The sequence below is a fragment of the Allomuricauda sp. XS_ASV26 genome (assembly GCF_041224615.1).
Taxonomy (GTDB): domain Bacteria; phylum Bacteroidota; class Bacteroidia; order Flavobacteriales; family Flavobacteriaceae; genus Flagellimonas; species Flagellimonas alginolytica.
Genome location: NZ_JBGFGK010000027.1, coordinates 79,121 through 99,375, shown reverse-complemented (window position 1 = coordinate 99,375; position 20,255 = coordinate 79,121). Strand labels below are relative to the sequence as shown.

19 protein-coding genes and 1 other RNA gene are annotated in these 20,255 nt (G+C 40.5%); 8 read left to right on the top strand and 12 right to left on the bottom strand.

The features are described from left to right. Positions 1-11: 11 nt before the first annotated feature. From AB9K32_RS02095 to ssrA, 6 genes are all read right to left on the bottom strand, one after another. Entirely contained in the window at positions 12-710 is a 699-nt protein-coding gene (locus AB9K32_RS02095) for an ABC transporter ATP-binding protein (protein WP_369884310.1), read from the bottom strand. Between the two features lie 47 nt (positions 711-757). After that, entirely contained in the window at positions 758-1,618 is an 861-nt protein-coding gene (locus AB9K32_RS02090; protein ID WP_369884208.1) for an alpha/beta fold hydrolase, read from the bottom strand. Then, complete coding sequence (alr, locus tag AB9K32_RS02085; protein ID WP_369884207.1) at positions 1,608-2,831, bottom strand: alanine racemase; 1,224 nt, start codon at positions 2,829-2,831, stop codon at positions 1,608-1,610. Before alr ends, AB9K32_RS02090 begins: the two co-directional genes overlap by 11 nt. Before the next feature lie 19 nt (positions 2,832-2,850). After that, complete coding sequence (locus tag AB9K32_RS02080; protein ID WP_369884206.1) at positions 2,851-5,334, bottom strand: TonB-dependent siderophore receptor; 2,484 nt, start codon at positions 5,332-5,334, stop codon at positions 2,851-2,853. Between the two features lie 280 nt (positions 5,335-5,614). Beyond that, positions 5,615-5,914: a hypothetical protein gene (locus AB9K32_RS02075; protein WP_369884205.1), complete on the bottom strand. Its 300-nt coding sequence runs from the start codon at positions 5,912-5,914 to the stop codon at positions 5,615-5,617. A 507-nt stretch (positions 5,915-6,421) separates the two neighbouring features. Next, positions 6,422-6,821, bottom strand: a transfer-messenger RNA (tmRNA) gene (ssrA, locus tag AB9K32_RS02070). Positions 6,822-7,181: 360 nt separating this feature from the next. Here ssrA and AB9K32_RS02065 point away from each other — a divergent pair. The 5 genes from AB9K32_RS02065 to AB9K32_RS02045 all read left to right on the top strand — a co-directional run bounded on the left by AB9K32_RS02065 (position 7,182) and on the right by AB9K32_RS02045 (position 10,690). Then, complete coding sequence (locus AB9K32_RS02065) at positions 7,182-8,387, top strand: NAD(P)-dependent oxidoreductase (protein ID WP_369884204.1); 1,206 nt, start codon at positions 7,182-7,184, stop codon at positions 8,385-8,387. 122 nt (positions 8,388-8,509) lie between these two features. After that, positions 8,510-8,737, top strand: a complete 228-nt coding sequence (locus AB9K32_RS02060) for a hypothetical protein (protein WP_369884203.1) — start codon at positions 8,510-8,512, stop codon at positions 8,735-8,737. 140 nt (positions 8,738-8,877) lie between these two features. Further along, entirely contained in the window at positions 8,878-9,333 is a 456-nt protein-coding gene (locus AB9K32_RS02055) for a small multi-drug export protein (protein WP_224837513.1), read from the top strand. 102 nt (positions 9,334-9,435) lie between these two features. Beyond that, complete coding sequence (locus tag AB9K32_RS02050; protein ID WP_369884202.1) at positions 9,436-10,308, top strand: DUF808 domain-containing protein; 873 nt, start codon at positions 9,436-9,438, stop codon at positions 10,306-10,308. 13 nt (positions 10,309-10,321) lie between these two features. Beyond that, positions 10,322-10,690, top strand: coding sequence for a DUF1801 domain-containing protein (locus tag AB9K32_RS02045; RefSeq protein WP_224837515.1), 369 nt, complete (start codon positions 10,322-10,324; stop codon positions 10,688-10,690). A 2-nt stretch (positions 10,691-10,692) separates the two neighbouring features. Here the strand turns inward: AB9K32_RS02045 and AB9K32_RS02040 are convergent, their stop codons facing one another. The 6 genes from AB9K32_RS02040 to kdsA form a co-directional block, all read right to left on the bottom strand. Then, positions 10,693-12,258 carry a PepSY-associated TM helix domain-containing protein gene (locus tag AB9K32_RS02040; RefSeq protein ID WP_369884201.1) on the bottom strand — a complete coding sequence of 522 codons (1,566 nt, stop codon included), beginning with the start codon at positions 12,256-12,258 and terminating at the stop codon, positions 10,693-10,695. A gap of 3 nt (positions 12,259-12,261) precedes the next feature. Next, positions 12,262-12,561: a hypothetical protein gene (locus tag AB9K32_RS02035; protein ID WP_224837517.1), complete on the bottom strand. Its 300-nt coding sequence runs from the start codon at positions 12,559-12,561 to the stop codon at positions 12,262-12,264. A gap of 3 nt (positions 12,562-12,564) precedes the next feature. Continuing rightward, positions 12,565-12,897, bottom strand: a complete 333-nt coding sequence (locus AB9K32_RS02030) for a hypothetical protein (protein WP_369884200.1) — start codon at positions 12,895-12,897, stop codon at positions 12,565-12,567. A gap of 2 nt (positions 12,898-12,899) precedes the next feature. After that, complete coding sequence (locus tag AB9K32_RS02025; protein ID WP_369884199.1) at positions 12,900-13,616, bottom strand: DUF4198 domain-containing protein; 717 nt, start codon at positions 13,614-13,616, stop codon at positions 12,900-12,902. A gap of 9 nt (positions 13,617-13,625) precedes the next feature. Next, positions 13,626-16,088 carry a TonB-dependent siderophore receptor gene (locus tag AB9K32_RS02020; RefSeq protein ID WP_369884198.1) on the bottom strand — a complete coding sequence of 821 codons (2,463 nt, stop codon included), beginning with the start codon at positions 16,086-16,088 and terminating at the stop codon, positions 13,626-13,628. A 165-nt stretch (positions 16,089-16,253) separates the two neighbouring features. Continuing rightward, entirely contained in the window at positions 16,254-17,072 is an 819-nt protein-coding gene (kdsA, locus tag AB9K32_RS02015) for a 3-deoxy-8-phosphooctulonate synthase (RefSeq protein WP_369884197.1), read from the bottom strand. A 73-nt stretch (positions 17,073-17,145) separates the two neighbouring features. Between kdsA and AB9K32_RS02010 the strand changes: the two genes are divergently transcribed. The 3 genes from AB9K32_RS02010 (at position 17,146) to typA (ending at position 20,244) form a co-directional block, all read left to right on the top strand. After that, positions 17,146-17,727 (top strand): hypothetical protein, encoded by a 582-nt coding sequence (locus tag AB9K32_RS02010; protein WP_369884196.1) that lies wholly within the window; start codon positions 17,146-17,148, stop codon positions 17,725-17,727. A gap of 65 nt (positions 17,728-17,792) precedes the next feature. Then, a complete protein-coding gene (locus tag AB9K32_RS02005; protein WP_369884195.1) occupies positions 17,793-18,350 on the top strand; it encodes a hypothetical protein in 558 nt (185 codons plus the stop codon). 97 nt (positions 18,351-18,447) lie between these two features. Further along, complete coding sequence (typA, locus tag AB9K32_RS02000) at positions 18,448-20,244, top strand: translational GTPase TypA (protein WP_224837524.1); 1,797 nt, start codon at positions 18,448-18,450, stop codon at positions 20,242-20,244. Positions 20,245-20,255 lie beyond the last annotated feature (11 nt).

Below are 20,255 nucleotides of genomic sequence, written 5' to 3'. Positions count from 1 at the left end.
TTGTGGTAGCTTTAATTCATGTGGGCCAGATAGAGCTTTTCAAGATTGGTGTGGTTAATATCTGTTGAAGAGAGTTCGTCAACCAGACTACCGGATTTCATGATACCTATTTTGGTACCTGTTTCTTTGGCCCTAAACAAATCGTGTGTGGCCATAAGGGTTGCTGTACCCTGTTTTTTTAACTTTAGTAGCAATTCTGAAAATTCATTGCTAGCCTTCGGGTCTAAACCCGATGTAGGCTCGTCAAGCAAAAGTACCTTCGCTTTTTTGGCCAGTGCTATGGCTATTCCTACTTTTTGACGCATTCCTTTTGAGTAACCTTTGATTCTTTGCATGTGGGCACTCTCCTGAAGGCCAACTTCATTCAGAAACATAATGAGATCGTCTTTTTCGTATTTTTTTCCTGATATGCCAACAAAATACTGTAGGTTTTCCAGTCCGGACAATTCGGCGTAAAGGTTCAGGTTTTCAGGAATGTAAGCAATTTTCTCTTTTGTTTTTACGGGATGCTTTGCGACTTCTACACCTTCAATTAATGCACATCCCGAAGTGGGCTTTACAAAATCCAGAAAGAGGTTGATTGTAGTGGACTTCCCAGCTCCGTTCGCTCCTAAAAGACAATAAATGTCCCCAGTATTTACGGTAAGGTTAAGTTGATCAAGAGCTGTATGCTCCCCATATTTTTTGGTTAGGTTTTTTGCTTGTAGCATCATAGTGGTTTAATTATTGTTACTAAGTTACGATGGACGAGCTATCTCTATTTCTTTAAGTAACCCATTAATAGGTCGTTGAATTCTTTTGGTTTCTCCCAAAACATTGCATGGCTCGTTATTGCAACAGTATTAAAAAACGGTGCTTCCTTGTTTAACCATAAACTTGCTTTTCCATACCATGAATCCCTTAAAAAGAAAGCTGATCTAGATGGAGTTTCAGTGTTTTTGACCACATCTATATAATCCGCCGCTAAACCATCAATATATAAGCTCAATGCAACATGGTTTGGTGTTTTCAACATATCGTTTACCATCCATTTTTTATCATTATCACTCACGGGGTTTTGCAACATCCAGTTCACTGTGCCAGCGGCATCCCTGGTTCTTGAGCGGGTTAATCCCAATAGACTTGAACGGTAGTCATCAAAGTTTCCGTATACCCATTCGAAATCCATGTCGCCTACCCATTTAGGGGTTTCATCTATAAAAAAGACTTGTTTAATATTCCCTGTTCCAAATTGCTTTAGATACTCGAACATGGTAATACAGCCACTGGACCATCCGACCAATACCACATTTTTTAGCTTTAATAGTTTTATAAATTCCGCAAGGTCTTGTGCATGTACATCATAGGAATTCCCAACTGATGTTTTTTGAGATTCCCCTTGGCCCCTTGGGTCAAAAGTTATAAATCGGTACTGTTTGGAGAAATATTCCTTTTGTTTGGAAAAAAAACGCGTGGTCATCGTCCAGCCAGGAATAAAAATGATTGGATTTCCTGAGCCTTCATCCTCGTAATAAAGCGTTACATTTTGGTCGGGAAGCTTAAGGTAATTTTCACGCTGAGCATTAGCGCCCAAAGAAAAAAATAATAGTATGTAAAACGGTAAATTTCTAAAAGACATCGAAAATTAATTTTGGGATAGACTCTTTATAATTGATTTGAAGGTAATTATGCCTTTTGACCAATTTACCAAACCCTTCAGGTGTGATCTCCGGTTTTTCCGGACCTATCAATGTTGCTATATCGCCAACCTTTACCATAGTATTGGCACCCAATGAGATATTTGTATGATTGGCATTTACATTGATAACAGAATATAAGGCTCCATTTAGAAGTACTTTAGCGCCGTTTTCAGCGCCACTATCGTAGCCGTCTCCCCAGCCAATGGGCAGTGTGGCAATCCATTCGTCTTTAGTTACTTTATAAAACCTTGAAAAACCAATGGTATCTCCAGCCGATAGTTTTTCAAGACGCATTACACGTGACTTTAAACGATACGTAGGCATTAGTGGCCATTTTTTTGACGCATCCATATTGGCCAATGGGTATGAACCATGAATTAAAATACCTGGTCGTACCATATCTTGATGTGAACTAGGTAAGTCTATCAGCGAAAAAGAAGGTGCCAAATGTGTTTTTCCCACATTGACACCTTCTCTTGACAACTCTTGAATTAATTCATTAAAAATTCTGATCTGCTCTTTGGCAAAGTCCTTTGGTGTGGTCAACGTAGAAAAAGTATACTTAATATTTAAGCCTAAACTACCAGACGCAGCGGTTGCCAACTCAAAGGCTTGGTTGAAAGGAATTCCCATTCTCCCTAAGCCAGTATCAATATAAAGCGCTGTACTTATTTGCTTTTTTGAGTTATTGGATAAGCTTTTGATTTTTTGTAATGCATGTGCGGAAAAAATACTCAGAACAATGTCATTTTCAACTAGGTCTTGACCTAAGCTTTCATCAAAATCACCCATAAGCAGTATGTTTTTTTTGATTCCAGCTTTTCTTAAAGCCAAAGCTCTATCGGCTTTAACCAATGCAAAGCCTTCTATATGGACACTAGTGTCCAATATTTTGGCCACTTCAACATCCCCAAGACCATAAGCATTGTTTTTGATGACAGCCAAAACAGGTTTTTGGTTGGCCATTGTGCTAATTATTTCAGCGTTTTTATGGTAGGCCTTTCTTGATAGCTCCAACCAGAAATCAGCACTATTCTCTTTGGGTAAATCAAATTTACTCCTAGCGGTCGATCCCCACAATGAGGAAGGTAGCGCGACTACACTAGCTGTTATAGCTGCATATTCCATGAATTTTCTTCTACTTGTATCCATAAGCATTACTTTGTTATTTCTAAAAATTATACCCTACCGTAAACAAGACTCTTCTTGGAGGTTGTGGTAACCAGTAGTATCCAAATGAATTAAAATAGGTGCGCTCATCGGTTAAATTTTCAATATTCATACGTAGTTGAATTTTTTTGGTTTCGTACCCTAGAGCCAAAGACATTTTTGTGTTTGCGGGATGTAGCTGTGCATCGGAGTTTGCTTTATCCCCAAAATATTGCGCTTGATGAAAAATACCATATCCTAAGGACAATCCTTTAAGTTTATTGGTAAAGGCATAGTTTGACCATAAACCGATACTATGGTTGGGTGCATTTTCCAGTTCGTTACCCTCTTCAAAAACGATGTCATCCAAAATCTCGGTTTGTAAATACGTGTAGTTTCCTTGAACGCTTAATTCATCAGTAATCCTACCACTAAAATCCAATTCTATTCCTCGGCTTCTTTGTGCTTTGGATATGTATAAGATATGGCCATCTATAGACACCTCGGAAGGATCATATGAGAGTCCACTTTCATCGGCCAGTTCAGTAAGAATAAAGCTGGGTTGATTTTCTTTTCTTAATTCAAAGGCAGCCAAAGTAACCCCTAACCTTTCATTAAAGAAATTGGCTTTAACACCTCCTTCAAATTGTTTTCCTAGGGTTGGGTCCAAAAATTCTTCCGGTTTGTATCGATGCCTCCCATTTACCTCAAAACTTTCTGCATAAGAAGCATAGAGTGAAACGTTTGGCTTTAATTTGTATAACAGTCCAAGTCTTGGGATGACTGGTTTATCGACCTCGTTTTTATAATCTGCCGGTCTTTCCGATTCCCTGTCGTAATTCCTATCTCTTTTGTACCAGTTGAATCGTAATCCCATCAGTACATGTAATCTATCGTCCATGAGCATTAATTGATCTTGAAGGTTAAACCCTGTACGTGATAGCGTATCTTTATAAGGGTTTGGGTCTGTGTTCAACTCAAATAGATTATTAATGATTGTCGGGTCCGGATTATCAAAAGACCCTATAGCATTTGGAAATCTTTGGTAGGTAATTCTATCGGTAGAGAAAGTGTAATCAAAACCTGCAAGCGCGTTATGTTTTACCGATCCTGTATTAAACTCATAATTAACTTCCAACAAGTTGGCAAAGTTTACCAAATCATTAAAAGTTGCCGAATTTCCAAATTCGATAACGCGCTCATTTAGCAAAAGATCCTGCCCTCCATTCACTACTTCTACATCCAATCTGGCTAAAGAAGGATGATTTTCAGGGTCGGTCGAATCTATCCCAAAAGAGCTAAGGGGAACGACATCTCCAGGGCTATAAACCCAATTCTGCCAAAGACCTCTATTCAATCTAGGTACAGATTGGTACTGATTGGTAAGCCGTAACTGTAAATTAGGGGTCAACTTATATTGAAGCGTTGATACCAAGCTTGTTTCCGTGAATTCATTTCTACTAGCTGGATTGCCATAGAACCTATTGTACGGCACGCTTCTAGCTTCTTCCAGCGTAACACTTGGCACAAAAATACCTGAATCTTCTACGCTGCTATCGTCCCTAAGCAAGCCTTCGACAGTCCACGAGAAATTATTGTTTGGCTTATAAGAAAATGAAGGTGCCAACATAATATACTCATTACTGACATGGTCACGATAACTATCGGCCTTTTCATAGGTTGCATTCACACGCATAGCCAAAGAACCACTTGCATTGAGCACTTTGTTAAAGTCCAAAGAAGGCCTTACCAAGCCCCATGAGCCAGTTGTGTACTTTACTTGAACAAAATCAAAATCCTTTGGTTTTTTGGTCACAAAATTTACTACGCCCCCTGGGGAAACATCGCCATACAATACCGAGGCTGGACCTTTTAATATCTGTACTTCTTCTATGTGATCGGAAAAATGATTTCCTTCATTGGAAATAAGTAATCCATTTCTACGGTAGTTGGCATCATTTAGTAAAAATCCTCTAGCAGAAATTTCCAGTCTACGGGAACCGTTTCCCCAAGCTGCGGTATTTTGTATGCCGCTTACGTTTCTAAAAACTTCTCTTAAATTAATTATTTGCTGTTGTTTAAGCACGTGCCGATCAACCACCTGGACTGCCATTGGTATATCAATCAATTCCATATTGGAACGGGTTGCTGACACTATTTTTTTGCGCTGGCCCAAAACCACAATGTCATCCAGTAGGTTAAGTGATTCTTCAAGGACAAAATTGGCCGTACTTGTTTCTCCAGCTGAAACCGTTATCTTTTGACGTAAGGTTTTATATCCCAACATACTAACAGTAATTACGTACTCCCCGGGCTCTAATGAGTTAAGGCTATAGGTTCCGTCTTCATCGGTAACAGTACCTGTTTGATTATCAATCGACAAGTTTGCCAGATATATAGGGTGAGAGCTTTGATCGGTAACTTTTCCAGTGATTTTTCCTGTGTCCTGGGCAAATAAGTAATTATTACTGAAAAGTATTAATAGGAGTATTATAGATTTTTTCATTTATAGTTTGGTTGTTTATTGGTAGACCTATCTCTATTTTTTGATGTTATTCTCAAAAGACTTTGAACATATATGCCATACCCGTTGTTATCTGGGTACAACCGTAAGACCAATGAGATTTCAATAGCGTTATCTACTATGCTGCTCCTTATAAGAGGAGAGAATATTTTTTTTATTGATTTGAAAGTATTTATATGAATGGGTGTACCTGCCGCCTTATATCATAAGACATGTAAAGACTAATGATAGATTTATTTCTTCGAAAATGTAGAAGTGTAAACTATAAAAAATGAGGAGGAGGTCTAGAGAACAGTTTCTCTTTTTTCAGTGATTTTTTTGAAACAAAATCATAATTCTTCTCTACTACAAAAGTTGAATGTGTAAAGTATGTTTGTACATTGTATTCTGAAGTGCCATTAATTTGCGGCACCGAGTTGGCAACCGCTATAAATTCACAAACTTGACACTCCAAAACGTTGTCATCTTCATGAACAAAAACATGAAAACTTACCACTTTTAAAGAGAGGTAAGCAGCTATGAATAAATATGCTATATAAGTATTGAACTTATTTTTGGTCATGGGAAGCTAAGTTAAGTAATAGTGAACATATTTGATATGAAATCTCAAAAATTAAGTTTTGTTCTTTTTGTGTGGTTATGCCGGGTAAACTGACCATGGCAAATGGACTGCACAGATTTGATATATCCTTGGGTTAAACTTATCTTTCAATTTTCTTTTTGAAAAGTATTTCTCCATCTACTTTTGCGAGATTGTAATCTCCTTTCTTTAGTCGTGTTACAGAGGTTTTTGAAATGCCATATGCAACTAACAAATTATAGATAAATTCTTCTTCCTGGGAATTGTCTGTCAGATGGAATCAAGACCCGGACATAGTCCAGCTTTTCCGTTCTTGTCGCAGCGCTTGTCTTCAAGGTAAAATAAGACTGTAAAGGAATTTGACATATTATGGGTATCGATTTAGTGCCTTTTAAATTGAATTTAATTGAGTTCAAGTGAAACCAAATAAAATAAAAAAACCTGTAAATCAGTTATTTACAGGTTTAATGTGTTGTTTTGATGGTGTTTTAGTGGAGCCGGAGGGATTCGAACCCTCGTCCAAACAAGCAATAACCATGCTTTCTACATGCTTAGTATCTGCTTAATTTTCGATGCATACCTGACCAGATACGGCCTAATACACACTTAGCTTCTTAAGATTTTAGAGGTACCGCCAAAGCGAGCGGACACCCTTGTGTTGACTTTTTTGGTGCTCCTAAACGAATCGCCGTCAACAAGGGCTATTCAGGAACATCTCGCTTCCCTACCTTGTAGGGACGAGGCACATCTTACTATAATTCAGATTATGCGGCAAGAGCGTAATTATTTTCGCCAATTAAAAGTGTGAAACATGAGATTTACGAGCTGTATCCCAGCGCTCGGCATGCTTACATCGCCATTGGTCTTGCTGTCAAAACCGGTCGGCCCCATAATGAGTTAGGTAAGCTTTGCTTACCGTAAACGAATTATGCCCTGAGCGCAGTCGAAGGGCCTAAACGTAAACTCACTTTTTTATCAAAGAACTTTATCTTCACTTGGTATTTCGACCGCCATCTGTGAAGGCTCTGTCGAAAAATGGGCGTTACCCAAACATTGCTTCGCAATATTTTGGTCGGGCTATCGGCTTTATCTTTTTCTACCACTTGGCTACGCTCAAAATTGCAGAAAAAGGATGCCGCCTCTATCCCTAACGCGGTCGGCAAAGGTAAATCATATCCATCAAACAATAAAAAGTTTGCTTACCCTGCCATTTACCCTTATTTTGGTCAACAATTATACCAAATTTTATATGAAGTTCGGAATCATCAGGGAGCGCAAAAATCCGCCCGATCTAAGGGTGGTCCTATCGCCAGGGGAATGTCAAAATGTCCTTTCCAAATTTCCAAAAGCCGAAATTTTAGTGGAATCGTCCCCAATTCGGGTGTTTTCCGATCAAGAATATAGCAATAAAGGACTCCAAGTGGTTCAAAACCTTGAAGAATGCGAGGTCCTGCTCGGCGTAAAAGAGGTTCCCATTAACGCTTTGATACCCAACAAAAAGTATTTCTTCTTTTCCCATACCATAAAAAAGCAGCCTTACAATAGAGATTTGCTACGAGCCATATTGGAAAAGAACATAGAACTCTACGATCACGAGGTGATCACCAATACAAAGGGAGCAAGATTGGTAGCTTTTGGCAGATACGCCGGGATTGTGGGTGCCTACAATGGGTTTAGGGCTTTTGGGCTTAAACACGATCTTTACCAATTGCCCAAGGCCGAGACACTTGTGGACCAACAGGCTTTGATCAACGAACTCAAAAAAATACAACTTCCCCAAATTAAAATATTGCTCACAGGAAAGGGAAGAGTCGGCAATGGTGCCAAGGAAATGCTCCATGCCATGGGATTGCATCAGGTTGGGGTGACCGAGTATTTAAAAGATGATTTTGAATACCCGGTCTATTGTCAGATAGATGCTTCGGAATACAATAAACGTAAAGATGGGGTACGGGGGAACAAAGCTGACTTTTTTGAGAACCCAGAGGCCTATGAGTCCAACTTTTTCCGTTTTGCCAAGGTGACCGATTTTTATATTGCCGGACATTTTTATGGAGATGGAGCGCCTTATCTGTACACTCGGGAAGATGCCAAACACCCCGATTTCAAAATAAAGGTAGTAGCCGATATCAGTTGCGATATAGATGGTCCTGTGGCCTCCACCATCCGTCCATCCACCATAGCGGACCCTGTATATGGCTATGATCCTATTGGTGAGAATGAAACCGATTATAAAAATAAGGATGCCATAGCAGTTATGGCGGTTGACAATTTACCGTGCGAACTGCCCCGGGATGCCAGCGTAGGATTCGGGGAGGCATTTTCAAATTACGTTATCCCGGCCTTTTTTAACAAAGATGCACAAGGCATACTCGATAGGGCGCGTATGACCCAAAATGGCAAGTTGACCGAAAGGTTTGCCTACCTACAAGATTACGTGGACGGTAAAGAATAACCATTGCCCGAAAATATGATCTGTTTTGAGTGATAATGTATTGTTTTTTAGTATCTTGTATGTTCTTATTCTTGAAGATAATGAAATTTAGTTGGGTGTTTTCTGGAGATGACAATCCAGTAATGAAAAGAACCTATATCGAACTGGAGTACAGTCTAAGACCTAAAATCATGAGGTTTCTGTTGTCCAGATTGGATGTGGATACCGATTTTGCCCAATTTTGTTTCGATGTGGATGTGGACAAAAACTGGGTTTCCATATCAGACAAGACTCCAAAAGAATATTTTTTGATCATATCGCCCGGTTTTAACCAGGAAATAAATGGGTCGTCATTTTCTTCAGTAGCCTAGTAATTGCTTCATTTGGAGCAAATCGCCCAATTCGTTGTGCCGTTCAGCGCTATAAATCACAATTAATAAATTTTTAAGGGTTAAAAAAGGGGGTAAACGTAAATTCCTTATTAGGTTTGTAGGCTTAAAAAAACGGTATTTTGCACATAGACCTTATTATAGCGGCGCTCTGGAGCCTTTCGCCATTCGGTGAGGCCAAGGTGGGCATTCCTTATGGAATGTACCAGGGGGTCAACGAATATCTTGTGTTCGTAGTGTGCTTTGGGGCCAATGTTTTGGTTTTCCCTTTAATGATGTTTTTCTTGGAGTACATCAACCGTCATTTGATCAAATGGCGTTTTTATAAAAAATCGGCTGTATATGTGGGGCAAAGAGCCAAAAAAGGATCGGGGAATAAGATTCAACGATTTGGCTTTTTAGGCATCGTTCTTTTTGTAATGATTCCTCTGCCCGGAACCGGAGTTTATGCGGGGAGTATTGCCGCTTACTTGTTCAAAATGAAAAAAAGAGAAGCATTTGCAGCCAACACGATTGGTATTTTCTTTTCATCGGTAATTATTTGGGTAGCTACCTTAATGTCTTTAAAAGGCGTATAAAAGGAAGCTCCGGTATTTTTAGATTTTTGCCCCCGGATTATTTTTCTATTTATTTACTTTGCGATCAAACTCTAACATTATTTATAACCTAATGATACTATTATGGCTTCCGGTTTTTTTGCAGTTTTAGACGATATTTCCGCACTTATGGACGATGTAGCTTCTATGAGCAAGATCGCCACTAAGAAAACTGCGGGTATTTTGGGCGATGATTTGGCCGTCAACGCAGAAAAAGCCACAGGATTTTTATCCAGCAGGGAAATTCCCGTTTTATGGGCCATCACCAAAGGGTCCTTTGTGAATAAACTGATTATTTTGCCCATAGCCTTTTTATTAAGTGCTTATCTACCCACGGCAATAACGGTTATTCTTGTGTTGGGAGGTGTTTTTTTGGCGTACGAAGGGGCAGAAAAAGTGTACGAATACATCTTTCATAGAAAGGATAATGCCGATGGGGATGATCCGATCGAAATTCCGGAAGAAGATTTGCCCGAATTGGAGAAGAAGAAAATCAAGCAGGCCATAGTAACGGATTTTATTCTTTCCATAGAGATAGTGATCATAGCATTGAGTACTGTGGTGAACGAAACCTTAACAATTCAAATTGCCACGGTATCTGTAGTTGCATTATTGGCTACCGTAGGGGTTTATGGCATTGTGGCATTGATTGTTCGTATGGACGATTACGGTTACCGACTTATCAATTTAAACGAAGAAACCGATAGTTTTTCTGATAAAGTCGGAATGGTTTTGGTCAATGCACTGCCTAAAATAATCAAAGCGCTTTCTGTGGTGGGAACACTGGCCTTATTATTGGTTTCAGGTGGTATTTTTAGCCATAATGTAGAATTATTTCATCACTTGTTCCCGGGATTGCCTTCTTTGGTAAAAGATTTTATACTAGGGTTGGGTATCGGTTTTGTGGCGGTACTGTTGTTGCAGTTGATCAACAAATTGTTCAAACATAAGTCGTAAACAAGTCGTTTATATGAACCCGGCCGAAGATTATATCATTAATCAAAAAGAACCTTTCAGAAGCATTTTATTGCACTTAAAAGCTGTAATCGAGTCTGTTGTTCCTGATGTAGATATGAGATACAAATGGAGCATTCCTTGTTTTTATTCTGGTAAAAGGCCCATTTGCTATTTAAATGTGTCCCAAAAAAAGAAGTACGTGGACATTGCGTTCTGGAATTCGGCCCATCTCACATTGCATTTGGATAAAATGGTCGTCGAAAACCGAAAGGTGGTCAAGTCCCTTCGCTATTTTACTTTGGAAGAAATTGATCAAGAGGTATTGGTAGAAGTTTTACAGGAATGTTATTCCCTCAAAAGCAAAGGGTTTTACAAAAAATAGATTTAGGAAGGTGCAAGATCTTCTCTAGAAGTGTTCAGTTTAAATAAAGCGATCCAGAGAGCCACTAGCCCCAAAATCAACCAAAGCAAATCCACCAAGAAGATATGTTGATATCCGTTTTGATAGGCCGCCCACATCCAATTGCCCGTTGTAATTCCATTTGCAATCGGTACCAATAAGCCTAAAACCCCACCAGATATCAAAGTCCATTTGTTGGTGAAGGCAATATCCTTTTTAAGGATGAAGAACACTGTTACCACCAACCAAATTGTAAAATACGTTTGGTATAGAAAACCCATGTCCACTGTGGGCGCAAACTTTACAATAATAAATTCCAAAGCGGTAACGGGCAACATGGTAAGGCAAATGGCCATAAACCAATTGGCTACTTGTTGGTTGAACTTTCTACGTTTTTCGGGAATGTTCTTTTTGTCGCGGGCCACCAACCAGATCATAATCCCGGAGAGGATCACAAAGCAAGATACCAACCCTAAAATAAAGGAAACCACTCGTAGCCCGTAGCCTGCGTAATCACCAAAGTGGAGACGGAACATCATATTTTTTACACCATCCAAGTATGAGGTTGGGGCAATCGGTACTTTTTCCTGAGCAATGGAACCATCGGCAATTTTGTAAATACGATATCCTAAACCATTCAGTTTGGTGTCGTAACCCAGGTATCCGCTAATGGCAGCGTGCATGTTTTGGTCACCGTAGTTAAAAATGTGTGTTTCCGTAACTCGAAAATCGCCCCATTCTTCTTTCATTTCTCGAACATATTGGTCTAAGTTAATGGCATTTTTCAATTTTTGATTTTGGAATTCGTAAACGGGATGGTTGTACTCAAGATCTTCAAACAATTGGTTTTGATCACCATTATACAACCCCATTACAATGGGGAGCATTAAAATACCTTTTAATAAAAAGAAGGCTCCGGTTACGGCATATACAAATTGAAATGGAAATCCAATCACACCAAGGGCAGTGTGGGCATCCGTCCACATGGTTTTGAGTTTGGCCCATGGCCTGAAGGTGTAAAAGTTGGAAACTATCTTGTTCCAATGTACCAAGATACCGGTAATGATGGCAAAAAGGAAAAAGAAGGCCACAAGCCCCGCCAATGTTCTGCCATAAGGGTAGGGAATTTGATCTAAAAAGTGAAGGCGGTACAAAAATTCTCCCAAATGGTAATTGCTTGCATAATCCGCCGTTTTGGTTTTGGTTTCAGGATCTAAATAGAAAAATACCGGTGCTTTGGCATCTTCCGAAGCCAAGGAATCCTTGGAAGCTCCCAAGTTGACGGAAATACTTCTTTCGTTGTAATAATGCCTCAGTTCCACTTCACGGCCGAATAAATCGTACTCTTTGGATAAATCGTTGAGATGGCCATCCACACTGCCGGGCAATGCATCTTCCTGACTCACGGAATGTCCGTGCTGCCAATTGGCAATTTCATCCCTGAAAAAAGAGAAAGAGCCTGTAAAGAAAATAACATAGAGCGCTACACTGATCACAATACCGCTTACGGTATGTGTGTGGAACAAAATATTGTAAATGCGGTTTCCCATGGTTTAAACAAGTGGGTTGGTTTGGTTTCCAAAATAAAATATGACAAAGAGCACAAGGCTGATAAATAGGTAAATACCCCATATCTTCCAGCCATTTTTGCCCAAAAAGGCAATAACCATCAAAATGGCCCAAAGGATAAAGGCGGTAAAAGTGCTGGTAATAATAACTGCCACATGGTTGAACCAACTGGCCAGGGCCAAATGGAACAATACGGCCACAACAAGACCGCCCAAAATGGCAGCGGATATTTTGGCTAATCGTTGCCATGGCGAAGGGGTCAAATATTTTTTGTTGGCAGGCATAGGTTAAAACAATAAGGTTTCAAAAAGGAAGGAGCATAAAAAAAAGATGCCTAAAAAACGGTGGTTCAACAAGCGTAACGGCGCCAAGAGAATCACTAAACTGGCAACTGTCATCAATATGATGAAAAAAGTAAACGTACCCGAGCCTAGTCCCCAATAAAAGCAGCTAAGCCCCAATGAGAAAACCATTAGGGCCAAACCGGCTATTTGTGCTATTTTTCTATTTTCGCCAATCCATTTCTCAATGCCTAACTTGCCTATGGAGGCCATCTTTTTGGAAGTGCCGTAAAACAGGTAAAACGTTATAAAAGTAAGAAGGGAAATTCCTGTGGCCATACTTAGGGTTTTATGCAATAAGTGGCACAATGCCAAATAAATTCATAACCGTCTCCATTGTAGGTGCCAGGAATTTCTTCCTTGGTCGTGGTCTCCACAATGTACTTGGTGTTCCAGGGCAATGCAAAGGAAACCTCTCCATTATCGTCCGTGAACAAGGTTTTGGACCATAGGTCGGAAACATAGACTTTAAGTTCGTTTTTGGCAATGGGCTTACCTTTGTACAATACTTGAAGCTTGATTACCTCTCCATCGTTCTCCAACTGCTTTATCACAATTCCATCGGGATTGGCGGTTTTGGTATCGCCATCGGTTCCTACCAAAATCTTTGCTGTTGAATGATAGTGGGTCTTAAAAATCCCAAAATCGTATTGGGTATAATCGATCACATTAATCTCATTATTGTTCAAAGCGATGGTGTACACACCTTTCTGAGATGGTGTAAAGCTCGCTAAATAATGGTCCTCTTTGGCTACTGTGCTCAATGGGGTCTTTGTGCCATCGGGAGCTATTGCCCAAAGGGTAAACTTGGAAACCAGCGGAAAGGCTTCTCCTTCCACTTTTTCAATAACACCATAGGTGTATTCTCCATAATGTACACGGATTTCATGTGCCTGGCCCAAGGCCCCTGTACCGTTTGTTTCGATCCATAGGTAGTGAGCTGAGGCCGATAGTACGGGCAGGGTAATGAGCAATAATGTTGCTATGAGTTTTTTCATTTGGTTCTCTTAGAATTTATAAGTGAAATTGGCAGAAAGACTTCTTAAGTTTTGGGGGCTGATGGTTGACCAACCTTTGTAGTAGTCTTTGTTGGCAATGTTGTCCAGTTTCAAAGTAATTCTGAAATCTCTGGCATCGTAAAAGGCGGATGCATTAAAAATGGTGTACTCGTCAATTGCAAACGTACCATTGGATCTATTAAAGATTTTGTTCTCGCTGGCGTAGTTACCTCCAAATCCAAGTCCAAAGTTTTCCAAAGTACCTTGGGTAAATCTGTAACTTGCCCATAAGTTGGCCAAGTTCATTGGTCCGGCGCTCTCGGGTCTAAATCCTATAAAGCTGGCATCACCCTCTACCAGTTCACTATCATTGTAACTATAGCCGGCAACAATGTTCAATCCTTCTATGGGAGATGCTATAATACTTGCCTCAAAACCTTTACTGGTCTGTTCGCCATCTTGGGTGTAAAAGTAGTTGTTGGCATCGGTATCGATTCGTTGCGCCACATCGGTCACGGTAATATCGTAATAGCTCAAAGTGGCAGAAAGCTTATCGTGGAACAAATTTAATTTTGTTCCTACCTCAAACTGATCTGCCTGTTCTGGATTTAATGCCCGTACCGCTTGGTTCCCGTTCGATAATTCGGTAACAGGGGCCACATTACTAAAGCCGTTCATGTAGTTGGCAAATAGGGAAACCTTGTTTAAAATAGGTTGATATACCAAACCAAATTTTGGGGAAAACGCGGTTTGATTGTATCCATCGTTAGAAAAACGGTCCACACGTAAACTGGCCATTGCGGACAATTCCGGCAGTAGGTTGATTACGTTTGAGGCATAGGCACTGAAAACTTCTTGCACCGCCTCACTGAATTGCGCTCCTGGATTGGCCAAGGTGGCGATACCGGCATCCGCTCCTGCTTGTGTCAGAACACCAGAGTCGTACAAGCCGGTGCCCATAGGTGTTCCAAAGTAATTGTGCAGGGCAGGGGCAGCAGTTTGGAACTCATCGGTGTTTCTTCCAACATAGGCAAACCCTTGATTTCCATAACCTGTACTGTTGTTTATAGTTCTTGTTTTGAGGTAATCCAAGCCCACTACCAAGCGGTTTCGCATGGTTCCAATATTAAAATCCCCAATAAAGTTCTGTTGAATATCGGTCCCCAATGTCTCAGAGTTTTGTTTACTGGTGTAGCGCGCCAAGATAATGCCGTCCTCAAGGGGTGTTCCGGAAACCGCTTCAGCGGTCGAGGTAACTTCATATAAATATGAGTAATAGCCATCAGACTTTGAGTTGGATCGCGATATAACGGTCTGGGAAGTCCATGAATCATTTAAAATGTAGTTCATCTGACCTTGTAGACTGTATGTTGGGGTATCGATATATAAATCGTTGCTAGTGTACGAACGTTTAAAGTCGTAACCCAATTCATCCAAATTGGTCACGCGTAAAGGTGAACCGCGATCTAGGAAAAGCATGGTTTGGTTAGTGCTTCTGCCGTTATAAAATTCGGTATTGATGTTGAAAGAGAGTCTATCACTTGCCTGAAATGCCAATGAAGGGGCAAAAAAGAAGGATTTTCTAAACCCAGCGTCCTGGTAGCTGTTCTGTGTGTGGTATGCCGTGTTCACACGAAGAGCAATATTGTTTTGGGAGCCCAAGGTCGTATTTACATCGGCGCTTACCCTATTAAGGCCATAACTGCCAGAAGTGTAGGAGATGTTTCCTCCAAATCCATAATAAGGTTTTTTAGTGTTGATGTTGATCAAACCTCCATAGGAAATTAAACTGCTCCCGTACAGAGTTCCCGATGGACCCTTGATTACTTCGATGGATTCTATATTGGCCGGATCCGGACTTCCGTTGGTCAAGCTGGGCAATCCGTTGATCATAGTAGGTTGAACGGCAAAACCACGAAGGGAGAAATAACCTGCACCATCGTTGCCCCTACCTGTAGACTCCCAAAGTTTGTCGATTCCGGGTGCGTTTTTAAGGGCGTCATCAAAATTGGTGACCACTTGGTCTTGCAACAATTCGGTTGAAATGGAATTGTACACCTGTGGATTTTCAATATCCTTTAATGGCATTTTGGAAACATAAACACTTGCCTTTCGAGAAAATTTGTTCACTTGACTCCCTTCGACAACAACTTCATTCAGTTGTTCTTGGCGTTCTACTAGAGTAATGGTCTGCACGTTTGTGGTTTGATCGGCGTAAACACGAACAGTTTTGTTCTGTGTACCAAAACCTACCATAGAAAACGTTAAAGTATAAGCGCCAGGGGCTAGGTCGGGTATTTCATAGTTGCCAGAATAATTGGTGTTTGTCCCTAAACTAGTGTTAGAAACGGCAATATTGACATTGGCCAAAGGGTTGTTGCTTTGGTCTGTTACTTTTCCTGAGATGTTACCTGATTGAGCTTGTGCCAAGGAATAAAAAGCCAAGCTTAGTATGAGGAGTAGATGTTTCATTTTTTATTTATAATTGGTCTAAATAAATTTGCAGTGCAAATGTATATTCCGTTGCTAAATCAAACAAAGAATATTTAGACTAATTACAAATAGTAAACATAGGATTTAGATAGATATCTGATAAACAAATGCTTACAGTTAAAATTTTAACATTTAAACATGGAGTTATAATGAATTGATTGTATTTCGGATAGCAGTCAAATCCGTCAACAACTTTTCCAACAAACTTAAATCCAGCATATTGGCGCCATCACTTTTGGCATTCGCGGGATCAAAATGGGTCTCCATAAAAAGACCATCCACACCTGCTGCGATTCCAGCACGTGCCATTGTTCCAATCAAAGCGGGCCTACCGCCCGTAACTCCCGATGATTGATTGGGCTGTTGTAGGGAATGGGTAACATCCAGCACAACAGGAGCGTATTGTTTCATGGTGGGAACTCCGCGAAAATCCACGATCATGTCCTGATACCCGAACATGGTTCCCCGATCGGTGATCCAAACTTGTTCGTTATCAGAATCGGTCACCTTTTTTACAGCATGCTGCATGCTTTCAGGACTCATAAATTGCCCTTTTTTTAAGTTAACGACCTTGCCGGTTTCCGCGGCTGCCACGACCAGGTCTGTCTGCCTAACCAGAAATGCCGGAATTTGAAGAACATCAACATATTCTGCCGCCATGTGGGCATCGGAAATTTCATGGATGTCGGTAATGGTAGGTACTTTAAAAGTTTCTGAAACTTTTTTTAAAATTTTCAAGGCCTTTTCATCACCAATTCCAGTAAAAGAATCGATACGGCTCCGGTTCGCTTTTTTAAAACTCCCTTTAAACACGTATGGAATGCTCAGCTTGTCCGTTATGGCTACAACTTTTTCTGCAATTCGCATGGCCATATCCTCGCCTTCTATGGCACAGGGGCCCGCCAACAAGAAAAAATTATCGCTTTCCGTATGTTTTATCTGTGGAATTTTGGTGATGTCCATTTCTTAAAGTTTGCACAAATATAGTATTAAACCACGGTATCCTTTTTAGATTTATGAGGATAAAACATAAGCCATGAATTATAAATATCTGTTGCTCGCCCTCTGTTTATTCCCTGTACTATCCACTGCGCAGTGGCAGGAGCGCGGCAGTACTTTTGATTTGGCCCATTTGGAACGTCATCAGTTTAAATTTAATCTATTGAGTCCCGGCTTTACCTATGAGTTTGGGTTGTTTAAAAATCAGAGTGTCTCCACCAATTTGGGTTTGGCCCTGGCGACTTATGAGGAAGGTTACGTGTTTGGTTTGGCCTCCAATAACCGCTATCGCTACTATCATAATTTTAATAGGAGGGATAGGATGGGAAAAAATACATCAGGAAACTCAGGAAATTACATTGCCGCGGCCCAGGCCATTTTTTTTTCGCAATTGCGGATTGCAACGGATGTGGAGGGACCGGACGATTTTAACCTTGGATTTTATGGCATGGTCTACGGTATCCAGCGTACTTACGAAAAAGGGTTCAATTTTAATCTGGAACTGGGAGCGGGATATTATAAAGGTGATGGTGTGCTAAATGGTTATGGCCCACTGTTCAATTTTACTTTTGGATGGGTGGCGACCAAAAGAAAGAAAAAAGACCCTTATTTTGATTAAATAACACCATTACAACATACTATTTTAATAAAGTTGGGGTTATAGTACTACCAAATTAACCTACAATGCGTCGCTTCTTTATTTTGGGATTCCTGTTCTCAGGTGTTTTTATGTATGCCCAATATGGTAAAAATTGCGAAATCCGTCAATTTAAACTCAATGCCTTCAACCCTGGTATTGAGTACGAAATGGCATTGGGTGTCAACAGTACTTTGGATATTAGGGTAGCATACCAAGCCGCTCTGGAACCTGCGAGTTCCAAACCCATAGAAGATTTTGATTTTTTCCCGGCCATAACGGTCCAAAACAGATATTATCACAATTTTAATGGAAGAGAGCGCCGCAGAAGATCTATTTATGGAAACTCTGGGAATTATATTGCACCGAGTGTTGCTGTTTTTTCTCCCGGGGATCGAGTGGTAGAAGATCGGTTAGTAGATGGGATACATGGCTATGGCGGTGTGGTCTACGGGGTTCAGCGTAGTTACGATTCGGGATTTAGTTTCTCTGTAGATGCCGGTGCCGGTTATTATGTAGGCCCGTTCAAGGGTGCTATACAGCCGGTTATCAACTTAAGTATTGGTTGGATTATTAGCGAAAAACGTTGGTGTGTTGGTTTGTAGGTTCGGAACTCTCACTAAATCAATAAGATAAAAATAACATTAAGGTGTGCTGACAAGAAAAAAATAGCAGTATCTTTGCGGGCTTAAAATTTAGGTTATGTCCAAAATCAAGAACATTGCAATCATTGCACACGTAGACCACGGCAAGACAACCTTGGTCGATAAAATAATGTACCACTGCCAGTTGTTCCGAGAAAACGAGAACAAAGGCGACCTTATATTGGACAATAATGACCTCGAACGGGAACGTGGGATCACCATTGTATCCAAAAACGTTTCCGTTGTTTATAAAGACACAAAAATCAATATTATAGATACCCCTGGTCACGCCGATTTCGGTGGGGAAGTAGAGCGTGTATTAAACATGGCCGATGGGGTTTTGTTGTTGGTCGATGCTTTTGAGGGACCAATGCCACAAACGCGTTTTGTGCTTCAAAAGGCTATCGATCTTGGATTAAAGCCTTGTGTGGTTATCAATAAAGTGGATAAAGAAAACTGTACCCCGGACGAAGTACACGAGAAAGTGTTCGATTTGATGTTTGAACTGGGCGCAGAGGAGTGGCAGCTAGATTTTCCCACGGTTTATGGTTCTGCCAAAAACAACTGGATGGGAGAGGATTGGCAAAAGCCAACCGAAAATATCGAGCCACTTTTGGATATGGTAATCGAGCACGTGCCAGAATTTAAACCAGAGGAAGGTACTACCCAAATGTTGATCACATCGTTGGATTTCTCCTCATTTACAGGACGAATTGCTATTGGTAGATTACAAAGGGGAACACTTCGTGAAGGGCAACAAGTTTCTTTGGTAAAAAGAGATGGTTCCATCGTTAAAACAAGAATAAAGGAACTTTACACTTTTGAAGGTCTTGGGAGGTTGAGAGTTGAAGAGGTCGTGGCAGGCGATATTTGTGCCATTGTAGGTATGGAAGGTTTTGAGATCGGTGATACCGTTGCCGATATCGAAAGCCCCGAAAAACTAAAGACCATTGCGATCGATGAGCCAACAATGAGCATGCTTTTTACGATTAACGATAGCCCGTTTTTTGGTAAAGATGGAAAGTTTGTTACTTCAAGGCACATTAAAGAGCGTTTGGAAAAAGAATTGGAAAAAAACTTGGCGCTTCGTGTTCAAGAAACCGACAGTGCCGATAAATTCCTGGTTTTCGGACGTGGAGTATTGCATCTTTCGGTATTGATAGAAACCATGCGTAGGGAAGGTTATGAGCTTCAAATTGGACAGCCACAGGTAATCATCAAAGAAATTGATGGTGTAAAATGCGAGCCAGTAGAGCACTTGACCATCGATTTGCCAGAAGAAGTATCCGGAAAGGCTGTAGAAATGGTGTCCATCCGAAAAGGAGAGATGACCAGTATGGAAGCAAGAGGTTCCCGAATGGTCTGTGAATTTATAATTCCATCAAGGGGAATCATTGGACTAAGAAACCAATTGTTGACCGCAACGGCCGGAGAGGCTATTATGGCGCACCGGTTCTTTGAATATCAACCACTAAAAGGCGATATCGCACAACGATTGAACGGATCTTTGGTTTCCATGGAAAATGGAACGGCGATTCCTTATTCCATCGATAAACTTCAAGAAAGGGGTAAATTCTTTATTGATCCAGGAGAGGATATCTACGAAGGACAGGTCATTGGGGAAAACTCCCGTCAAGATGATATGACAGTAAATGTGACCAAGACCAAAAAGCTTTCGAACGTCCGTTCTGCCGGAGCAGATGAAAAAGCCAAAATTGTACCGGCCATTAAGTTTTCTTTGGAAGAAGCGCTCGAATATATTCAAAAGGACGAATACGTGGAGGTTACTCCCAACCATTTAAGAATTCGAAAAATCTATCTTAAGGAAGTAGATAGAAAAAGAAATAAATTATAAAATGGAAAAGC